Source organism: Vibrio aerogenes (assembly GCF_024346755.1).
GTDB classification, from domain to species: domain Bacteria; phylum Pseudomonadota; class Gammaproteobacteria; order Enterobacterales; family Vibrionaceae; genus Vibrio; species Vibrio aerogenes.
Genome location: NZ_AP024861.1, coordinates 458,446 through 478,418 on the forward strand (window position 1 = coordinate 458,446; position 19,973 = coordinate 478,418).

At 45.0% G+C, this 19,973-nt stretch carries 15 protein-coding genes; 11 read left to right on the forward strand and 4 right to left on the reverse strand.

Annotation, left to right across the window (positions count from 1 at the left end):
• Positions 1 to 1,014: 1,014 nt before the first annotated feature.
• From arcA to OCV29_RS02150, 4 genes are all read left to right on the forward strand, one after another.
• On the forward strand, positions 1,015 to 2,235 hold the full coding sequence (arcA, locus tag OCV29_RS02135) for an arginine deiminase (protein ID WP_073601945.1): 1,221 nt from the start codon (positions 1,015 to 1,017) through the stop codon (positions 2,233 to 2,235).
• Between the two features lie 121 nt (positions 2,236 to 2,356).
• Complete coding sequence (gene arcC / locus OCV29_RS02140; RefSeq protein WP_073601944.1) at positions 2,357 to 3,268, forward strand: carbamate kinase; 912 nt, start codon at positions 2,357 to 2,359, stop codon at positions 3,266 to 3,268.
• Between the two features lie 90 nt (positions 3,269 to 3,358).
• A complete protein-coding gene (gene argF, locus OCV29_RS02145; RefSeq protein WP_073601943.1) occupies positions 3,359 to 4,363 on the forward strand; it encodes an ornithine carbamoyltransferase in 1,005 nt (334 codons plus the stop codon).
• A 546-nt stretch (positions 4,364 to 4,909) separates the two neighbouring features.
• Positions 4,910 to 5,395 (forward strand): arginine repressor, encoded by a 486-nt coding sequence (locus OCV29_RS02150; protein ID WP_261887356.1) that lies wholly within the window; start codon positions 4,910 to 4,912, stop codon positions 5,393 to 5,395.
• A 370-nt stretch (positions 5,396 to 5,765) separates the two neighbouring features.
• Here OCV29_RS02150 and pdxR read toward each other — a convergent pair whose 3' ends face one another.
• The 3 genes from pdxR to OCV29_RS02165 form a co-directional block, all read right to left on the reverse strand.
• Positions 5,766 to 7,565: a MocR-like pyridoxine biosynthesis transcription factor PdxR gene (gene pdxR / locus OCV29_RS02155; protein ID WP_073601941.1), complete on the reverse strand. Its 1,800-nt coding sequence runs from the start codon at positions 7,563 to 7,565 to the stop codon at positions 5,766 to 5,768.
• Positions 7,566 to 7,774: 209 nt separating this feature from the next.
• Positions 7,775 to 9,052 (reverse strand): 4-aminobutyrate--2-oxoglutarate transaminase, encoded by a 1,278-nt coding sequence (gene gabT / locus OCV29_RS02160; protein ID WP_073601940.1) that lies wholly within the window; start codon positions 9,050 to 9,052, stop codon positions 7,775 to 7,777.
• Between the two features lie 151 nt (positions 9,053 to 9,203).
• Positions 9,204 to 10,631, reverse strand: a complete 1,428-nt coding sequence (locus OCV29_RS02165; protein ID WP_073601939.1) for an NAD-dependent succinate-semialdehyde dehydrogenase — start codon at positions 10,629 to 10,631, stop codon at positions 9,204 to 9,206.
• 234 nt (positions 10,632 to 10,865) lie between these two features.
• On the opposite strand from OCV29_RS02165, the gene OCV29_RS02170 reads away from it, so the two are divergent.
• The 5 genes from OCV29_RS02170 to OCV29_RS02190 all read left to right on the forward strand — a co-directional run bounded on the left by OCV29_RS02170 (position 10,866) and on the right by OCV29_RS02190 (position 15,240).
• Positions 10,866 to 11,882 (forward strand): TRAP transporter substrate-binding protein, encoded by a 1,017-nt coding sequence (locus tag OCV29_RS02170; RefSeq protein ID WP_073601938.1) that lies wholly within the window; start codon positions 10,866 to 10,868, stop codon positions 11,880 to 11,882.
• A 60-nt stretch (positions 11,883 to 11,942) separates the two neighbouring features.
• Complete coding sequence (locus OCV29_RS02175) at positions 11,943 to 12,560, forward strand: TRAP transporter small permease subunit (protein ID WP_073601937.1); 618 nt, start codon at positions 11,943 to 11,945, stop codon at positions 12,558 to 12,560.
• Positions 12,550 to 13,872: a TRAP transporter large permease gene (locus tag OCV29_RS02180; RefSeq protein WP_073601936.1), complete on the forward strand. Its 1,323-nt coding sequence runs from the start codon at positions 12,550 to 12,552 to the stop codon at positions 13,870 to 13,872. Before OCV29_RS02175 ends, OCV29_RS02180 begins: the two co-directional genes overlap by 11 nt.
• 110 nt (positions 13,873 to 13,982) lie before the next feature.
• A complete protein-coding gene (locus OCV29_RS02185) occupies positions 13,983 to 14,858 on the forward strand; it encodes a mechanosensitive ion channel domain-containing protein (protein WP_073601935.1) in 876 nt (291 codons plus the stop codon).
• Between the two features lie 250 nt (positions 14,859 to 15,108).
• Positions 15,109 to 15,240 (forward strand): hypothetical protein, encoded by a 132-nt coding sequence (locus OCV29_RS02190; RefSeq protein WP_261887357.1) that lies wholly within the window; start codon positions 15,109 to 15,111, stop codon positions 15,238 to 15,240.
• A 94-nt stretch (positions 15,241 to 15,334) separates the two neighbouring features.
• Here OCV29_RS02190 and pykF read toward each other — a convergent pair whose 3' ends face one another.
• Entirely contained in the window at positions 15,335 to 16,747 is a 1,413-nt protein-coding gene (gene pykF / locus OCV29_RS02195) for a pyruvate kinase PykF (RefSeq protein ID WP_073601934.1), read from the reverse strand.
• 437 nt (positions 16,748 to 17,184) lie between these two features.
• Between pykF and OCV29_RS02200 the strand changes: the two genes are divergently transcribed.
• Together OCV29_RS02200 and glmS are read left to right on the forward strand one after the other, a co-directional pair.
• Entirely contained in the window at positions 17,185 to 17,949 is a 765-nt protein-coding gene (locus OCV29_RS02200) for a DeoR/GlpR family DNA-binding transcription regulator (protein WP_073601933.1), read from the forward strand.
• Positions 17,950 to 18,055: 106 nt separating this feature from the next.
• The gene (gene glmS, locus OCV29_RS02205; protein ID WP_073601932.1) at positions 18,056 to 19,888 is read left to right on the forward strand and encodes a glutamine--fructose-6-phosphate transaminase (isomerizing); all 1,833 of its coding nucleotides are present in this window, start codon (positions 18,056 to 18,058) and stop codon (positions 19,886 to 19,888) included.
• Positions 19,889 to 19,973: the final 85 nt, after the last annotated feature.

The following is a 19,973-nucleotide window of genomic DNA, read 5'->3' on the forward strand; positions in this document are numbered from 1 at the left end:
TCTCACTGAAAGTTGATGAATATTGTTCAACATGATTGTTGATATAGTTTATATGATTCAGTGATAGGTATTTTTATATTTTATTATATGCGACTTGTTATATATAGTGACACTCATATATTCATATCTGATTTAATATGGTTTGAATGGTCATGTTGATATAACATCTGAAATGCTAAATCAGATAATATATTGTTGCCATGTAAATCGTCACAAAAAATTTTAAATTTATTTTTAATAAAAAACACCCAGGATAAATTAGTTATTCTATTTGAAATATTATTCATGGTTATTTTATTAAGTGTCGGTTAATAATCATGCGAGCATGGTTTATTTTTGTCTTTCGGAAATATTATTCAGAATAAACATATCTTTTTTAAGTTCAGGAATTATGATTAATTCTTGATTAAAGTCAATCTTATTCAACTGATATACTCCAAAAAACGGAATCCTGTATCTCGAGGTTACTTAGGTTTTGGTGTATTTAACTGAATTTTAAACCATTACGAGTGAATATTTTTCATTTCGATTAATTTTTAGCCGTAGCTCTGTTATTTGGGCTGTTCTTGTCTCTATTCTTGAGACGATAAAAATTAATCATGATCAAGATCAATGAGTGATTAAAAAATATTGTTAACTGAGTGTGAAATATTGTGTTTACTTTACTTATGTATTCACGGTTAATGCATAAAATATATTAAAAAACTATCCAATATAAGAATGAATAAAGTTCTCTGTAGATGAATAATATCAGAAGCTGAATGTTTGAGTAATTGAAATTATAAGCATTAATTTTTCATAGGAACTGTTTTTTTATTCATTGTTATCGTAGGGGATAGTGTTGCATTTATTTTGTTAAGATATGATTTTTTTATTCATTTTTTAGTCCGGTTTAATTGTGATGGTGGTCTAAGATAATCTGATATTAACGGCTAGTATAAATAGCGAAATAAATAACGGAGCACAGGTTTTAAATATTATCACTTCGTCTATCTTATTAAGAGAGAATTAATTATGAGTCGTTTATATGTAGGATCTGAAATAGGTCAGTTACGCCGGGTATTAGTTCATCGCCCAAAACGAGCACTGACCCATTTGACACCATCGAATTGCCATGACCTGTTGTTTGATGATGTGCTTGCGGTGGAAAGAGCCGGTGAAGAGCATGACATATTTACCCGGACATTATCCGATCAAGGCGTTGAAGTACTCTTTCTGACCGGGCTGCTGGCTGAAACGCTTGATATACCTGAAGCAAAAGCATGGTTACTGAATACACAGGTCTCAGATCATCGTTTTGGGGCGACATTCGCGAATGATCTACGCTGTTATCTGAATGATTTGCCTCATCTTAAACTGTCAAAAATTCTGACGGGTGGTTTACCTGCGTCCGAAGTGCCATTTCAGTCGTCTTCGATATTACAGTCCATGTATAAGCCAACGGATTTTATTATTGAGCCCCTGCCAAATCATTTATTTACCCGTGATACTTCATGCTGGGTATATGGTGGTGTTTCGATTAATCCGATGGCGAAGGTTGCCCGCCAGCGTGAAACTAACCATTTGAGAGCGATTTATCGCTGGCATCCGGATTTTGCCGGTAGTGATTTCATTAAATACTTCGGTGATGAGCAGCAGCATTATGATCGCTCAACTATTGAAGGGGGCGATGTATTGGTGATCGGCCGCGGAGCAGTGCTGATTGGCATGTCTGAGCGGACGACCTCTCAGGGTGTGGAACACTTGGCGTCTTCTCTCTTTCAGAGTGGTCAGGCGAAAAAAGTTATTGCACTTGAATTGCCGAAAGATCGTTCCTGCATGCATCTTGATACCGTGATGACTCACGTTCGTGAAGATACTTTCTCTGTCTATCCAAATGTGATTCCGGATGATGTGGCCTGTTGGTCGCTGACAGGGGATGAAGCGGGTTATATCCGTGCGAAACAAGAATCCTCTTACATCCATGCGATTGAGAAAGCATTAGGGGTTGGCAAGCTCAGTATGATTACGACTGGCGGAGACAGTTTTGAAGCTGAACGTGAGCAGTGGAATGACGCCAATAATGTTCTGACGATTCGTCCGGGTGTTGTGATTGGGTATGAGCGAAATACTTACACCAATGAAAAGTATGACAAAGCCGGGATTACCGTCTTACCCATACCGGGTGATGAGCTTGGCCGTGGCCGGGGTGGTGCACGCTGTATGAGTTGTCCTGTTGAACGGGATGGTATCTGACGGAGATGGTATTTGACGGAGATCGTATCTGACAGGGATCGTGACTGACGGAATGCACCATTGGCAGACTGATTTTGGTGCAGTCACCGGATTATTTTAATGATCAACAGAGAAGTTAGTTATGACGAAGAAAACAGTTGTCGTTGCATTGGGGGGAAACGCTCTGCTGCGGCGTGGCGAGCCGCTTGAGGCTGATATCCAGCGCCATAATATTGAAATCGCCGTTCACACCATTGCGCAAATTGCCCGTGAATATAACGTGGTGTTGGTGCACGGTAATGGTCCTCAGGTGGGGTTGCTGGCACTGCAGGGCATGTCTTATCAGGCTGTTAATCCTTATCCGCTGGATGTGCTTGGCAGTGAAACGCAGGGAATGATTGGCTATATGCTCATGCAAGAGTTTAAAAACACCATGCCTGAGAGTCAGGTCTCCTGCCTGCTGACGCAAATGACCGTGGATCCGGCGGATCCTGCATTTGCGAATCCCACAAAACCAATTGGGCCGGTTTACAGCAGAGAAGAAGCGATTGAACTGGCAGAGAAATATTGCTGGACGGTGAAGCCGGATGGTCAATATTTTCGCCGTGTGGTTCCCAGTCCTTTGCCGACCGGTATTGTTGAAGCTGAAGCGATTCATCAGCTGATCACTGAAGGACATATTGTCATTTGTACCGGTGGTGGCGGGATTCCTGTGAAGTATGAAAACGGAAAGCTGACAGGTGTTGAAGCTGTGATTGATAAAGATATGTCAGCCGCTTTTCTGGCCAGACAAATCGGAGCTGATGCATTGTTGATCCTGACGGATGCGGATGGTGTGTATCTGGATTGGGGGACCCCGGCACAGACCCGGTTGCAGGCAACAACGCCGAAAGCACTGAAGCGTTATCAGTTCGATGCGGGGTCTATGGGGCCAAAAATTGAAGCGTCCTGTGAATTTATTCGCCAGGGGGGGAAAGTTGTTGGCATTGGTGCCTTAAAAGATGGACTGAAGATTCTGGAAGGTACTGCCGGAACCTGTATTACTCACGATTAATTTTTTATTTACGAATGGGGGAGAAACGATCGTTTTTCACTGCCAAGGTATTGCCATTCGTAAGCATGATATAAGCAGAGGATTGATGTCATGGCTTTTAATTTACGTAACCGTAATTTTTTGAAACTATTAGATTTTTCATCCCGTGAGATCCAGCATTTTCTGGATCTGGCCATTGCCCTGAAAAAAGCAAAATATAATGGGTATGAACAGCCCCGTCTGGCCGGTAAAAACATTGCGCTGATTTTTGAAAAAACCTCAACCAGAACTCGTTGTGCATTTGAAGTTGCCGCATTTGATCAGGGGGCACAGGTGTCTTATCTGGCACCATCTGGTTCTCAGATTGGTCACAAAGAATCAATGAAAGATACCGCAAGGGTACTTGGCCGCATGTATGACGGCATTGAGTATCGCGGGTTTGGTCAGGAGATTGTAGAAGAGTTGGGAGAATATGCTGGTGTCCCAGTCTGGAATGGACTGACCAATGAGTTTCATCCGACTCAGATTCTGGCGGACTTCATGACGATGCTGGAACACAGCCGGGGAAAACAGCTTCACGAAGTTTCATTTGCTTATCTTGGTGATGCCAGAAACAACATGGGAAACTCCCTGATGGTGGGGGCGGCAAAAATGGGGATGGATATCCGGCTGGTCGCACCGAAACAATTTTGGCCAGAGGATCAGCTGGTAGCCACATGCCGGGATATTGCGCAGAAAACCGGCGGAAAAATTACCCTGACTGAAGAGGTCAATGAAGGGGTTCAGGGGTGTGACTTCCTGTACACCGATGTTTGGGTCTCGATGGGAGAATCTCAGGAAGCGTGGGATGAACGGGTCAAACTCATGACACCTTATCAGGTTAATATGGATGTGATTAAGGCAACCCACAACCCGGCGGTCAAATTGATGCACTGTTTACCTGCGTTCCACAATGATGAAACAACGGTGGGTAAAGAAGTGGCTGAAAAATATGGCATGTCAGGTCTGGAAGTCACCGAGGAGGTTTTTGAGTCTGACTACTCAATTGTATTTGATGAAGCGGAAAACCGGATGCATACCATCAAAGCGGTGATGGTTGCGACGTTGGGAGACTAATACCGGAATAACCTGAGTGATACGTAAATTCCCTTGCTGCTGGCGACATCTGAGACTCAGGGATGAACCACTCATTTTTCTGGTGGGTGTGATATACGCTCAGGTTATTTTGAATCTCATTAGAGCGTTTATCTTTCATCGCCGCTCCTGCCGGAGGCGATGAAAGATAAATACGCTCTAGTGAATAATTACATAAATGTGAATTAAATTGGTTTTTTAGTTTATATATTTGTCTGTTAACTATATTTTTATTTGATAATGAACCAAAAACTAAACTTTTGAACTGCTATTTATATTAGTGGTATGGATAATACATTCGGGCAACGCGGTTATTGTCAGTCTGGAGCGACTTCAACTTTGATGGATGAGTGTGATGTATTTTAAATACATTTGATTGCGGAACAGATCATGAGGCTTTAAAAACGGGCAGTCAGTCTGCTCCGGTCGCTGATGGTATTGTATCCATATGAGTATACCCTGCACTGCGTCTGAGTTTTCACACGGGCCAGTGATGGATATATGACTGAACTGAAAAAAGGGGGGCCTGTGAGAAGGCAAATCGTTCAGGAGGAAGGCTCAGGCAGAGAAGACTCACTATTATCTGTTTGTAAGCGGTTACTACAGCAGCAAAGTTTTTCAAATCAGGGAGAGCTCAGGGTGAGGCTGGAAGAGCTTGGCTATACCGGGATTAGTCAGTCGACCGTTTCGCGTTTATTGCTCCAGCTGGGCGTTGTGAAGGCGAAAAATGCATGCGGTAAAAAAGTGTACTGCATTACGGTTGAAACGGCGCCAGTGAATGTGAAGTCATCCATTGCATCTCAGATTGAGTTTATTACTCATAATCAGTCGATGGTGGTGGTAAAAACTTATCCGGGCAGTGCTCAGCTGGTGGCCAGACTGGTCGATTCAGATCCACACCGGGAGATCCTTGGTACTGTCGGCGGGAATGATACCGTAATTATCATTCCGCGTGATATTGAAGCCATTGAAAACTGTGAACATGTCGTGAAACAGCGACTGGGTGTGGCATAACCATCATCTGAAATCAACCAATCCTGATGATGGCCTGAGTACCTTTGAGTTGAATATACCCACACGATCTGAATATCTCATTTTCAGGTTGTTTGGGTATTGTACCATTCTAAGTCATTTTCTGATCTGGATATATCTGGTTCCGCAAACCGCTCAAGCCACCTCTTTTCGTTTACACCTCTTTTCGTTTATAAAAAGGGCTTAAACAAGGGCATCCATGCCCTAATGCCCTTGTCTGTTTGCTCCAACAGACACATCCAGATGATCAGTTTATTGTCCAGATTGGTATGAATCCGGAAAGTATTGTAATTATCCGGTTGAGTCTGAATACAACAGACGCAGAGCAGAAAGAAATACCAGTAGACCGGACTTAACAGACTGAGGAAGAATTGCCAATCAATTGTGCTTCCCCGATAAAGTAACCATCTTCATCAAATCGTTTTATCTCATTATTTTCCAGTACAATGGTGATTTTACGGATATCTGCAAATTGCCAGTTCCGCCATTGATAGAAAAATTTATCTTTTTCCACCCACCAGTACCCCTCATCGATGTCATTAGGCCTGTCAGAGACTCCGGTCATTTTACCGTCAGCCTGAAAAGAAATGCGGTATGGAATATTAAAACAATCTTTCGTTAACAGAACTTTGTTTGTCAGAAGCTGGCGAATAGCCTTACTGCTCAAAGGGGAGGCCGCACACTGGGACAACTGCTCAATCGGCATGATCTGTTTTGCAATTTGAGAAAGCAGCGCAACCCCTTCCCGGATACGTTCGGTTCTGATCGACTGAAAACTCAGCCGGAAGCTGTTGGTTTTTTTATCAGAAAAGTAATATCTGCCGCCGTTGTTGATCAAAATACCTTGTTGTTCAGCCAGCTCTTCAAACTGTTCTGCATCGAACCCTTGTTTATAGTTAATCCAGAAAGCGGTGCCAGCCAGTGAGGGAATAACACCGGACTGCGGAAAATAGTAATTCAGGGCTTTTTCCATCGTCAGCCATTTCTCCCGGTAGCGTTTCAGCATTTTCTGCGCCAGTGAATCGTAATGTCCCAGGCTGAGAAACAGCGCAAGGGTTTGGCAGTTATTTTTGGGCGGGCAACTGTGTGTCCGAAATTGCAGTGCTTTAATTTGTGTGATGAGTGGTTCAGGTGCAACGATATATCCGATACGTAACCCGGGTGCCAGCGTCGACGTAAAACTGGATATATAGATGATGCGATCACTGGGATATTCACTTTTTAAAGCCGGGCAGGCATCTTCGATGAAATTAATATCATGCTCGAAATCATCTTCAATAATCAGGAAATCGTGTTCCTGTGCCATATCCATCAACTTTTTGCGCCGGTCAGGAGATAAGCGGACTGTGGTCGGAAACTGGTTACTCGGTGTCGTGTAAACAAGCTGACATTGTGCCATTTGTTGATCGACAGCAATACCTTTATGATCAACCGGGAGCGGACAAATATTGGCCCTGCGGGCCTGAAACTGATGCAGTGCTTCCGGGTAGCCGGGGTTTTCAATCCCTACGGTTGTCTGGCTGGAAACCAGAAGTTTGGACAGATAATACAAGCTGTTCTGGCACCCCAAAGTCACTGCTATCTGATCTTTGTCGACAAAAATCCCCCGCTTCGGTAAAACCCTCGTACGTACCTGTTCTATCAGGGCTTCACTGCCTGCATTCACTGAAGTCCATGTCCGGTGATTACTTTTATTCAGCGATTGAATGCTGCACTTGCGCCATTCGGAAACAGGAAATAAATCTTCATCGACAACACCACTGACAAATAAATACGGATAGCGGTCTAAGTCCTGAGCAACCCGTTTGGACACGGTATTTTCAGTAATCAGATAATTGCTCCAGTCCAGCTGCTCTGTTTCTGGCTGTTGTTCAGATTGAATCGGTTTGAGGGCAGGGAGTTCCAGAGCCGGATTAATGAAATAACCTTTTCTTTCCAGAGAAACTAAAATGCCATCTTCGGTCAGCTGTTCATACACCCGCAAAATTGTATTACGGGAAACCTGAAGTTCTTTTGCCAGGCGTCTGGAAGAAACCAACGCTTTATCTTCAGGAATAAACCCTTCAAAGATAGCTTGTGCGATGCTGCTTTTGATTTGATCCTGAAGTGTTCTGTCATTCAATGGATCAATATGAATGTATTGGCTTAGCATACGGCTTACTCCTGCTCTGCTTTGTCACCGTAATCTCGAAACTATCACCAGTTTAATCAATGTTTCAACGACTATCTGAGATTCAACGGCTATCTGAGGCGTCGCTGCCGTCTGGGCGGGGTTATATGGAAAAAGCGAAGGTAATGCCTGAGAGGATGCTGTACCTTCGCTTTGAATACACCTGAGATGCTTTGTTCTCCGGTGTCTGTTTAGCCTGCCAGAAGCGTTTGTAATTCAGCTTTTACAATATTCAGCCCTTCTGTGATCAACTCTGGCTCAATCGTTAGTGGTGGCAGAAAACGAATCACATTTCCCTTCACGCCACAAGACAATAAAATCACCCCGGCGTGATTGCTTTTCACGACCAGCTGTTTGGTGAGATCAGCCAGCGGAGCACCAGTTGACGGATCATTAAATTCGATTGCGATCATCGCGCCCACTTGCCGGATATCTCCGATTTGAGGGATTTCTTTCTGCATTGCTGTCAGCTGTTCTGTGAACTGAGCCCCGACCAGCTGAGCTTTTTCACACAGATTCTCCTGCTTGATCACATTGAACACTTCAACAGCAGCCGTACATGCCAGCGGTGAACCCGCATAAGTTCCACCAATTCCACCCGGATTGGCTGCATCCATCACTTCCGCTTTGCCGACCACGCCGGAAATCGGGAAGCCGCCACCTAAGCCTTTGGCCATGGTGACAATATCGGGTTCAACATCAAAATATTCGCACGCAAACATTTTGCCGGTTCTCGCAAATCCTGTCTGAATCTCATCACAAATCATCAGGATGCCATGCTGGTCGCAGATTTCCCGTAGTTTGCTGACCCAGGAAGCTGGTGCCTGATAGAAACCACCTTCACCCTGGATGGGTTCGAAAATAATGGCTGCAATCCGGCCGGGTTCAATGTCACAGGCGAACAGATCAAACAGGGCGTTGATGCTCTCTTCTTCAGTCACACCATGATAAGTATTCGGGAATGGCAGATGATAGATTTCATTTGGGAAAGGTCCGAAGCCAGCTTTATAAGGGGCAACTTTACCCGTCAGGCCCATACACATATTGGTCCGGCCATGGAAGCCGCCTTTAAATGCAATAATACCGGAACGACCAGTATATGCTCTGGCGATTTTCACTGCATTTTCAACCGCTTCAGCACCCGTTGTCAGAAACGCAGCTTTGGTTTCTCCAGAGATTGGGGCATGCTCAACGACTTTTTCAGCCAGTTCAACGAAGCTGCCGTATGGTGTCACCATTGAACAGGTATGACTGAAATTTTCCAGCTGTTTCTTCACCGCTTCAACGATCTGTGGATGCGAATGGCCCGTATTATTCACTGCAATACCAGCAGCAAAATCAATATAAGTCTTACCTTCAATGTCAGTGATTTTTGCATTCTTAGCTGATGCAGCATAAACAGGCGCAAGGTTTGCCATCCCTTTTGCAACGACTTTTTCTTTACGTGCCTGCCATTCCAAATTTGTCATATCTTTATTCCTTCACAAAATCTGTGTTTACCCATTTCATCTGTTTCAATGACAGTTTCAGCGTATCGTGTCTGATGATTCAGGGTATCGGGTCATATTTGAAATGATCGCTGTTGTGACGGGCGATCATTCCGGTTCACATAATCTGTTCTTAAAATCCACCGAAACAGAGGTATTTCACATTCAGGTATTCATCAATGCCCTGTTTGGCACCTTCGCGGCCGAATCCTGATTGTTTAACACCACCAAACGGCGCGACTTCGTTAGAAATGATGCCTTCATTGATTCCTACCATGCCATACTCGAGTTTCTCTGCGATATTGAATGCGCGGTGCAGGTTGCCGGTGTAGAAGTAACTCGCCAGTCCGTAAATGGTATCGTTGGCTTTTTCGACCAGTTCAACATCGTTTTCGAAGCGAATGACCGGTGCTATGGGGCCAAAGAGTTCTGTTTGAACAATTTCCATCTCCTGCGTGACATCAGCCAGAATGGTTGGCTCAACAAACAGACCTTCCAGCGATCGGCCGCCTGAAATGATTTTCGCGCCTTGTTCAACCGCTTCGTTGATGTACCCCATCACACTGTTTTTCGCCTTCATATCAATCAGCGGACCAATATTGACACCCGCTTCCAGACCATTGCCGACTTTCAGCTCAGCCACTGCTTTGGCCAGTTTTTCAACAAACTCGTCATACACGGCATTCTGAACATAAAAGCGGTTTGCACAGACACAGGTTTGGCCGGCATTACGGAATTTTGAAGCAATAGCACCTTTGACAGCTTCTTCGATATCAGCATCTTCAAACACAATAAAAGGTGCATTTCCGCCCAGCTCCATTGAGGTACGCTTGATGGTATCCGCACATTGTTTGATGAGATGGCTGCCGACCTGAGTTGAACCGGTAAAGGACAGTTTTTTAATGTCATCGTTCTGGCAGAAAATATCGCCAACAGCGACAGATGAATGGTTGTTCAGCACAATCAGCAGGTCTTTTGGCAGTCCTGCTTCGTAAGCCAGTTCAGCCATTGCATAGGCAGAAAGTGGCGTCTGATTCGCTGGTTTGACGATAAAACTACATCCCGCTGCAAGCGCAGGGGCTGCCTTACGGGTGATCATTGCGATTGGGAAGTTCCAGGGTGTAATCGCCGCAGCCACACCGACCGGTTGCTTAATGGTCATAAGCCGTTTACCGGAGGCTGGTGTCGGAATCGTTTCGCCGTAAGTTCTTTTCCCTTCTTCAGCAAACCATTGAATGAAAGAGGCACCGTACAGGACTTCCCCTTTTGCTTCAGCCAGTGGCTTACCCTGTTCAAGGGTCATAATTCTGGCCAGATCATCACTGTTTTCAATGACCAGATCATACCATTTGCGCAGTATGGCACATCGTTCCGCAGCGGTTCTTTCCTGCCATAACAGTTGCGCCTGCTTTGATTTTTCGATTAATCCATTTATTTCAGCCGTTGGCACAGAGGGGATGTAAGTCAGGATCTCATCTGTTGCCGGGTTCAGCACTGCAATTGCATCATCACTGGAAGCACATGTTACTTTGAGTAAATTTTTATTAACAATTTGGTCCATCACTGTGTCTCACTTATTCGCTGTTATAGCGATGTTAAATCTAAAATCAGTGATTCCCGAAGTACCAGATAAATTAATTGTGTGGTACCAGTTATCAATCAGAACTCTGGATCAACATGGCTGGTACCATACGAAATCTCTGTCTGGTTCTATCGCTTTTCACTGAGTTTCTTCATATTGAGTCAGGACACAAATCAGTAACAAACTAGTAACGACACAGGAAGAGGAATTTCTATGTTTGGAGTAAAGGGAAAGACACTGGCGAAAAAATTACTGGCAGTAACGCTTGGCGTCAGTGCGCTGGTGAGTTCGGCTGCGGGGTTTGCCGCTGAGTATAACTGGCGTTTTGCAAACCTTTATGGCCGGGGAACAGCATTTGGTGCAGTCTATGAAGATTTAGCAAAACAAATTGAGACCATGTCTGGCGGCCGTATTGCTGTACAGGTACTTTATTCCGGTGAAGGTGTAGGAACCAGTGGTATCCTGAATGCGGTGAAATCTGGCCTGATAACGATGGGCGCACCGTTCCAGCCAATGCATGCAGGTGAGTTTCCTGCAGGGGTTGTTGAAGTCGGTTTGCCTGGTGGTACATCTGACGTCGGTGAACTGATGACTTTGTTCCATGAGCGCGGTTTTGGCGATGTCATGAAAAAAGCCTATGCATCTCAGGGCCTGGTTTCACTGGAACCTTATATCCAGCCACCGGTTTACATCATTACCAAGAAACCAATTAATTCAATTGCTGACTTTAAAGGCATGAAGATTCGTGCGCCGGGTGCTTATGGTAAGTTCCTGCGTAACTTGGGTGCTTCACCCGTTTCACTGGCATGGAGTGAAATCTATACCTCACTGGCAACCGGTGTCATTGATGGTTCGATTGGCTCGAACATGATTGACCACCGTGACGGTAACCACGTTGAAGTGGCCAAGTATATGTATCCACTGCCGATTGCCGGTGCTCAGGTATTGCCCATTGTGGTCAACCGCAGAGCCTGGAATAAACTGCCTGATGACTTGAAAGCGATTGTCAAAGGTGCAACGGCAGTGCATGCCATCGAGCAGGTTACTAAATCAAAGCTTTGGGAATCACAGGCTGTGGCTGAAATGGAAGCGAAAGGCCTGAAATGGAGCCCGGCACCATCAGATGCAGACAAAAAAGCCTGGAAGCAGGCAGGTCAGACGCTTGCTCAGGAATATGCGAAAGAGAATCCTTACTCGAAACAACTCGTAGAGATTCTTGAAAAGCAGTAAACATGGACATGTCAGGGTGAAGTGCTTGTCTTCACCCTGACTGGTTTAGGAGTTAAAACGATGACATTAGTTTTAAGAGGATATTGTCAGTTCATCAGATATGTTGTCAGATTTATCGGGCGCTCAGTGTCTTATTTACTTCCTGTGCTGGCCGGTATTGTCGCTTACGAAGTATTTGCCCGTTATATCCTGGATAAACCCACTATTTGGGGCTACGACTCTTCTCTGTTTTTGTTCGGATATATCGCTGCACTTGGCGGGGCGTATGCCCAGCAAAAAGAAGCGCACATTAATGTAGATATTGTTCACGGAAAAGTATCAGAGAAAGTGCGTCGTCTGTTTGATATGACGACCGCAATACTGGCAATCGGTTTTCTGGCTGTGATGACAAAAATGTGCTTTGGTATGTTTCTCGAAAGTATGGAGTTTCACTATAAGACCCAAAGTGAATGGGCACCGCCAATGAACCATTTCTGGCTCATGGTTACCATTTCTGCTGTGATTTTTATTGCGCAGTATTCGACAGAATTAATTCAAAACATTTTCTGGTTTGTCACTGGCAGAGAGTTATTGGGTGAGCACTGTGATCTCAGTGAGTTGAGTGAGCAACCTTTCAGGGTCGACAGCCACCAGATTGATAAGCCCGCTTTTGACAAGGAGAGTCCTGATGGGAATTGAAATGTTAACCGTGGTCCTGCTGGCCTGTATTTTAACGGCATTCGCCTTAGGTGCTCAGGTCGGTCTGGCATTGGGCGGAATTGCGATGGGAGTGGGTTACGTCACCTGGGGTGACTCCATGTTTAATATTGTCCCGACTACGGTTGAAAGTACTTTTTTCAACTTTATTCTTTTAGCAATCCCACTTTATATCTATATGGGACAAATTCTGACCCGTTCAGGTATCGGTGATGCCATGTTTAATGCCAGTCAGCTGGCGATTGGGCGCCTGCGTGGATCACTGGCGATCAGTGTGATCGGCGTCTGTTCGATGATTGGTGCGATGGTGGGAATTATCGGTGCCGGGATAATGACTTCGAGCAGTATTGCGCTGAAGCCGATGCTGGATCGTGGCTACGATAAAAAACTGGCGCTGGGCGTAATTATGGCGGGGGGATCGCTGGGGATTTTGATTCCGCCAAGTATTCCGATGATCATGTTTGCTTCTTCCACGCAAAACTCCGTGGGAAAAATGTTTTTAGGTGCCATGGTGCCGGCATTGATTACCATTGTTTTGCTGATTTCTTATGTGATTATCTCGTGTAAGCTGAATCCGGAGCGCGCACCGCTCGATTCTGATAATGATATTGAAGTTCCAAAAGGTTATGAGCTGTTTAAAACGATTCGGGATGGGGCTTCCTCACTGGCGCTGATCGTGGTTGTTTTAGGCAGTATTATTGCAGGGATTGCCACACCCACCGAATCGGGCGCTTTAGGCGTTGTGGGTGCGATTATTCTGGCGATTTTGTTTAAACGCTTTAAGCCCGAAATGCTGCGTAAGGCCGGGATGCAAACCTCGATTCTTGTGAGTGTGGCGATGTGGATTATTCTGGGTGCCTCCGTTTTCAGTAACTTCCACTTACTGATGGGCATTCAGGGGATGGTGTCAGGATTTACCAAAGGTCTGGACCTGCCTCCGATTGTGATCATCATGATGTTCCAGGTCATCATGCTATTCCTTGGGTTTATTATCGATGAATTTATTATCGTGCTGATGTGCGCGCCGATCTTTACGCCTGTGGCTGTCTCTCTGGGCTATGACCCAATCTGGTTTGGTGTGTTGATGATTCTCAACATTGTGATTGCTGTTCAGACACCACCGTATGGCTTTGCACTTTTCTATCTGAAGGGAATTGCACCAAAAGGGGTAACCATGATGGATCTGTACAAATCGGTGATTCCGTTTATCTCGGTTCAGTTCATTGTTTTGGTGATTTGTATGATCTTCCCTGACCTGGTGACATGGTTACCTAATCTGGTTATGAATAGTTAACATTGAAACGTTTGTGGTAGTTATTGATTGAGTAAAGCTGAGATAGCGCTAAAATCAGACAGTAGTCTTAACATACTGTGTAGTCTTCAAAAAATAAAAGGAGAAGATAAATGGCCACAGACTCAATTGCTGATACTGCCGCAGCAAAAACAGTGGAAAACCTGTCACAGGTGAATCACTGGCTGACTGATAATTCCGACCTGCTGGTTCAGTATGGCGTGAACATTCTGGCAGCAGTACTGATCCTGTTCATTGGTAACCTGTTCGTCAAACTGATTGCGGGCAGTGTTGCCAGAGTCCTGAAGAAAAAAGCTATGGATACGGCAGTCGTCGAGTTTATTCATGGTTTGATTCGTTACCTGCTGTTCATTATTGTACTCATTGCTGCGTTAAGCCGGGTTGGCGTACAAACGGCTTCAGTTGTTGCTGTCATTGGTGCTGCCGGCCTTGCTGTTGGTCTGGCTTTACAAGGGTCATTGTCAAATTTTGCAGCTGGTATTTTAATTGTCGCTTTCCGGCCATTTAAATCAGGTGATTTTGTTGAAGTCTCCGGCGTCTCAGGTGCGGTTGAAAGTATTCAGATTTTTCAGACGGTATTAAAAACGCCGGATAACAAAATGGTTGTCGTGCCTAACTCTGGTGTGATTGGCGGGCCGATTACAAACTACTCCCGCCATGCAACCCGGCGGATTGATTTTGTGGTTGGTGTGTCTTACAGCGCTGATTTGCAAAAAACCAAACAAGTGCTGAAAGAAGTGATGGAACGTGATGAACGTGTTTTGAAAAGCCCTGAAGTCACGGTCGGTGTCGTCGAGCTGGCGGACTCTTCAGTCAATTTTGTGGTTCGCCCATGGGTGAAAACGGAAGACTACTGGGGGGCATACTTTGATTTAACTCAGGCGATGAAAGAAGCGCTGGATGCAAATGGAATCGAGATTCCGTTCCCGCAAATGGATGTCCATCTGGAAAAAGCGGATGCTTCCTGATAAACGGTTCTGAACTGATTTTCTGTACAAAAAGCGGTGATGTTCACCGCTTTTTTTCATTTGAACGTCTATGACGTGATGAGTATATAAGACTAAAGTTGCAAATTGAATAATATTTAACCAATCTGGTACAATGATACCGTGAAATTATTTTGAAAAGCCTCTGTTGTTGAATCACCGCATACTTTACTTCGGCTGGATGATTATAAAGTTATTTAATAACAACAGGTTGTGTTTGAGGTGTTGTTGTATGATTTATCACTTTCTGGTGAGATTAACCATTGGTTCTCTGGCTGTATTGGGAATAAAAATCAGTGCGCTGTACTTTTTGCTGCTGGTGGTATTACTCAATACCCATCATAAAGAATTTTTTGGCTGGTAATTTTCAGACTAAAGTCTGATAAAAAAGGCGCTGATCAGCGCCTTTTTTTACTTTTTTGCAATGTATCACATGGTTACAACGGTTCAACGACTGATTACAGAACGTGAACAGAGGCAGTGTTTGTTGTGCCTGAAGCAACCAATGCACCGGAAACCATGACAACGATGTCACCTTTGCGGCCCAGCTCCGAGCTCAAAGCCAGGTCTTTACCTAAGTGGTAGAAATCGTCAGTGCTGTTAATTGAGTCAACAACAACAGGTGTAATACCTTTTGACAGAACCAGTTGTGCTGCGGTTTTCTTGTTGGTTGTCAGCGCAAGGATGTTTGCAGTCGGGAAGTACTTTCTGACAGAGCGTGCAGATTTTCCGCCTTCAGTTGCAACCACGATGAGTGGTGCACTCAGTTTTTCAGCAGTATCGACAGCGCCTTTACAAACGGCTTCAGTAATTCTCAGACGAGGGCTGTCAAGACGTGAGCCCAGTTCTGCTTTCAGTGCAACATCAGTGCGCTGAGCAATTTGCGCCATGATGGTTACCGCTTCTACAGGATACTTACCTTTTGCTGTTTCGCCAGAAAGCATGACTGCATCGGTACCGTCCATGATCGCGTTAGCTACGTCACCGGCTTCTGCGCGGGTTGGACGTGGGTTTTTGATCATTGAATCCAGCATCTGAGTTGCAGTGATAACAACTTTTCTTGCACGGTTACATTTTTCGATCATCATTTTCTGGGCAAAGATGACTTCCTCAGGTGGAATTTCTACCCCTAAATCACCACGTGCAACCATGATGCCGTCGGATAACTCAAGAATTTCGTCGAAGTTATCAACGCCTTCCTGGTTTTCGATTTTTGAAATGATATGGATGCTTTCGCCGCCATTTGCATTCAGCAGTTCACGAATTTCACGGACATCGTCAGCTTTACGAATAAATGAAGCCGCAACAAAATCAACACCCTGTTCACAACCGAATTTCAGGTCAGATTTATCTTTTTCAGACAGCGCTGGCAATTTCACAGAAACGCTTGGCAGGTTCACACCTTTATTCTCACCCAGTGCGCCATTGTTCAGAACCGTACATTTCACTTCTGTTTCGGTTTTTGCAATCACTTCCATTTCCAGCAAGCCATCGTCAACCAGAATGGTGTTACCTACAGAAAGATCCTGAGCAAATCCAGGATAAGTGACAGCAACACGGTCTTTGTTTCCGACCACCGTTGCATCTGTTGTAAATGTGAATTCCTGGCCAGCGACCAGATCAACATCATCGCCGTTTTCCAGCTTGATGGTACGGATTTCAGGACCTTTAGTATCCAGAAGAATCGCGAGTTGTTTTCCGGCAGCTTGCATGACCTGACGGAAGTTTTTGATACGACCGCCATGTTCTTCGTAATCACCGTGAGAGAAGTTTAAACGCATGACATTCATACCAGCGTCAACAAGTTGGGTAAGCTTCTCTACTGATTCTGTTTTAGGGCCAATCGTACAGACGATTTTGGTCTTCTTCATGGAAAATATTCTCCGATATTCATATCAAATTGAAAGAAAAGGGGTGCCTTAAAGTGTTTTACATTTCGGTTTAACCCGGATTGTTGTTCGTTTGCCGGGCATTAAGCGGCTTACACTGCAAAGCTGAAAATCTTTCAACAGAATGGTCATTTTACAACTGATAATGACCCCCTGTTTTGAATAAAAACACATCAATATTCGGGGTGTTGCGCGGTTTTTGTGATGTATTTTAGTAACTCAACATTCATTTTTGTAATTTTCTTACTTTAATGAGGGCGAATTCTATCATCTAACTAAGAGAATAGCACTGTCTAAGACTTGTTTTAGGACAAGGTTTTTGCATGAAGTATTAATTTTTTTTATCAAAATAAATAGACAATAACCTTTCGTTTTGATTATTATTTGTTTCACTTTGAAACTTATAGTTATCATTTTTTATGTTGAAACGAAACACTCAAGTCAGGCGTCACGAAATTGTTCAGCTGGTGAATCAGGATGGTGAGGTCAGTGTTGAGTCTCTGTCCCGGCGTTTTCAGACTTCTGAGGTAACTATCAGAAAAGATCTGACTTCCCTTGAAAAGAATGGGCAATTACTGAGACGGTATGGCGGTGCGGTCGCATTACCGCAGGAGGTTGTGATTGATGAGGTCAATTCAGATGTTTCGGTTCAAAAGGAATTACTTGCGGTTGAAGCAGCAAAACTGATCAAAGATCATCACAGGATCGTGATCGATAGTGGCAGTACCACCGCCGCATTGATTCAGCAGATGAATAATAAACAGGGTTTGGTGGTGATGACCAATACATTGCATATTGCGAATGCGTTGCATGAATTGGAAAACGAACCCACACTTTTAATGACCGGCGGCACGTGGGATCCGCATTCTGAATCATTTCAGGGACAGGTTGCCGAATCTGTTCTTCGTTCTTATGACTTTGACCAATTGTTCATTGGCTGTGACGGCATTGATTTAAGCCGGGGCACAACCACATTTAATGAACTCACCGGATTGAGCAAAGTGATGGCGGAAGTTTCCCGCGAAGTCGTTGTCATGGCTGAGTCAGAGAAAATTGGCCGGAAAATTCCAAACCTTGAACTTGGATGGGACAAAATTAGTGTGCTTGTTACCGATAATGATTTATCCAAAGCAGATGAACAGTTGATTATGGCACATCAGGTCAAAGTGATTCGTGCGAAATAAATACCCTGTGTTTTATAGCGAACAGCATCCGGGGTTAACAAATGAAGCAGGCGAAGCCAGATTGATCCGGTCTGTCGCCAACCATTGATGAGAATGGAGAAAGAATATGTGTGGAATTGTTGGTGCAGTGGCACAACGAGATGTGGCTGAAATTTTAGTCGAAGGGTTACGTCGTCTGGAATATCGCGGATATGACTCCGCCGGGGTTGCTGTGATTGATCATGAAAATCAGCTGACCCGGGTCCGCCGGCTGGGTAAAGTTCAGGAACTGGCAGATGCGGTTGAACAATCTCATGTTGCCGGTGGCACCGGCATTGCGCATACCCGTTGGGCAACACATGGTGAACCTTCTGAAGCCAATGCCCATCCACACGTATCGGGCGATATTGCCGTGGTTCATAACGGGATTATCGAGAATCATGAAGCACTCAGAGCGCTGCTGCAGGAGCGGGGATATCAGTTCAAATCTCAGACTGATACTGAAGTGATTGCACATCTGGTTGAGTGGGAACTGCGTCAGAGTGAATCACTGACAGAAGCGGTCCAAAAGGCTGCGAAACAGCTTGAAGGTGCGTATGGTACTGTCGTGTTGGATCGCCGCGATTCATCCCGTCTGGTGGTTGCCCGTTCCGGAAGTCCGATTGTGATTGGCTTTGGGGTCGGGGAAAACTTCCTGGCCTCTGATCAGCTGGCTTTGCTGAATGTGACCCGTCGCTTTATGTATCTGGAAGAAGGTGATGTGGCGGAAATTACCCGCCGTGAGGTGACTGTATTTGATGTCAATGGTGTCAAAATTGAGCGTGAGATTTCTGAATCGAATGCAGAACATGATGCCGGTGATAAAGGTCAATTCCGCCACTTTATGCAAAAAGAGATTTTCGAGCAGCCTAAAGCGTTAATCAATACGATGGAAGGCCGGTTGGGTAAAGATAGTGTTGTCGTTGACAGTATTGGTGTGCATGCCGCAGAGATCCTGGAAAAAGTTGAACATGTGCAGATCGTCGCCTGTGGCACATCGTATAACGCCGGGATGACCGCCCGTTACTGGTTTGAGGGGATTGCAGGGGTAAGTTGTGATGTCGAGATCGCTTCTGAGTTCCGTTACCGTAAGTTTGTAACGCGCCCGAACAGTCTGTTAATTACGCTGTCTCAGTCCGGTGAAACCGCCGATACACTGGCAGCGCTGCGCCTTGCCAAAGAAAAAGGTTACATGGCGGTGATGACGATCTGTAATGTGGCCGGATCATCGCTGGTCCGTGAGTCTGACATTGCATTTATGACCCGCGCCGGCGCTGAAATCGGTGTCGCATCGACCAAAGCATTTACCACGCAACTTGCCGCTTTACTGATGCTGGTTACCGGCATCGGGAAACAGAAGCAGCGAATCGATGCAGCGAAAGAGAAAGAAATCGTCGATGCATTGCGTGCGCTGCCGGCCCAGATTGAGTCAGCACTCAAGTTTGATAAGCAGATCGAAGCCTTAGCCATTGATTTTGCAGACAAACACAACACTTTGTTCCTCGGCCGGGGTGAGTACTACCCCATTGCACTGGAATCAGCACTCAAGCTGAAAGAGATTTCTTACATTCATGCTGAAGCTTATGCCGCCGGTGAGTTGAAACATGGCCCACTGGCGTTAATCGATGCGGATATGCCGGTTGTGGTCGTTGCGCCCGGAAATGAACTGCTGGAAAAACTGAAGTCAAATATCGAAGAAGTGCGGGCCCGCGGTGGCTTGTTGTATGTCTTCGCTGACGAAGGTGCGGGTTTTGAATCCGATGAAACCATGAAAATCATCACCATGCCGAAGGTCAGTGAAATTACCGCACCAATTTACTACACCGTGCCAATGCAGTTACTGTCTTACCATGTGGCTTTGATTAAAGGTACCGATGTGGATCAGCCGCGGAATCTGGCGAAGTCGGTGACTGTGGAATAGATAACTAAATTTTCGAGAGTTGTAAGACTTATACAATAAACCCTGTCTTTATCGTCAGGGTTTATTTATGAAAAAGAAATTAATG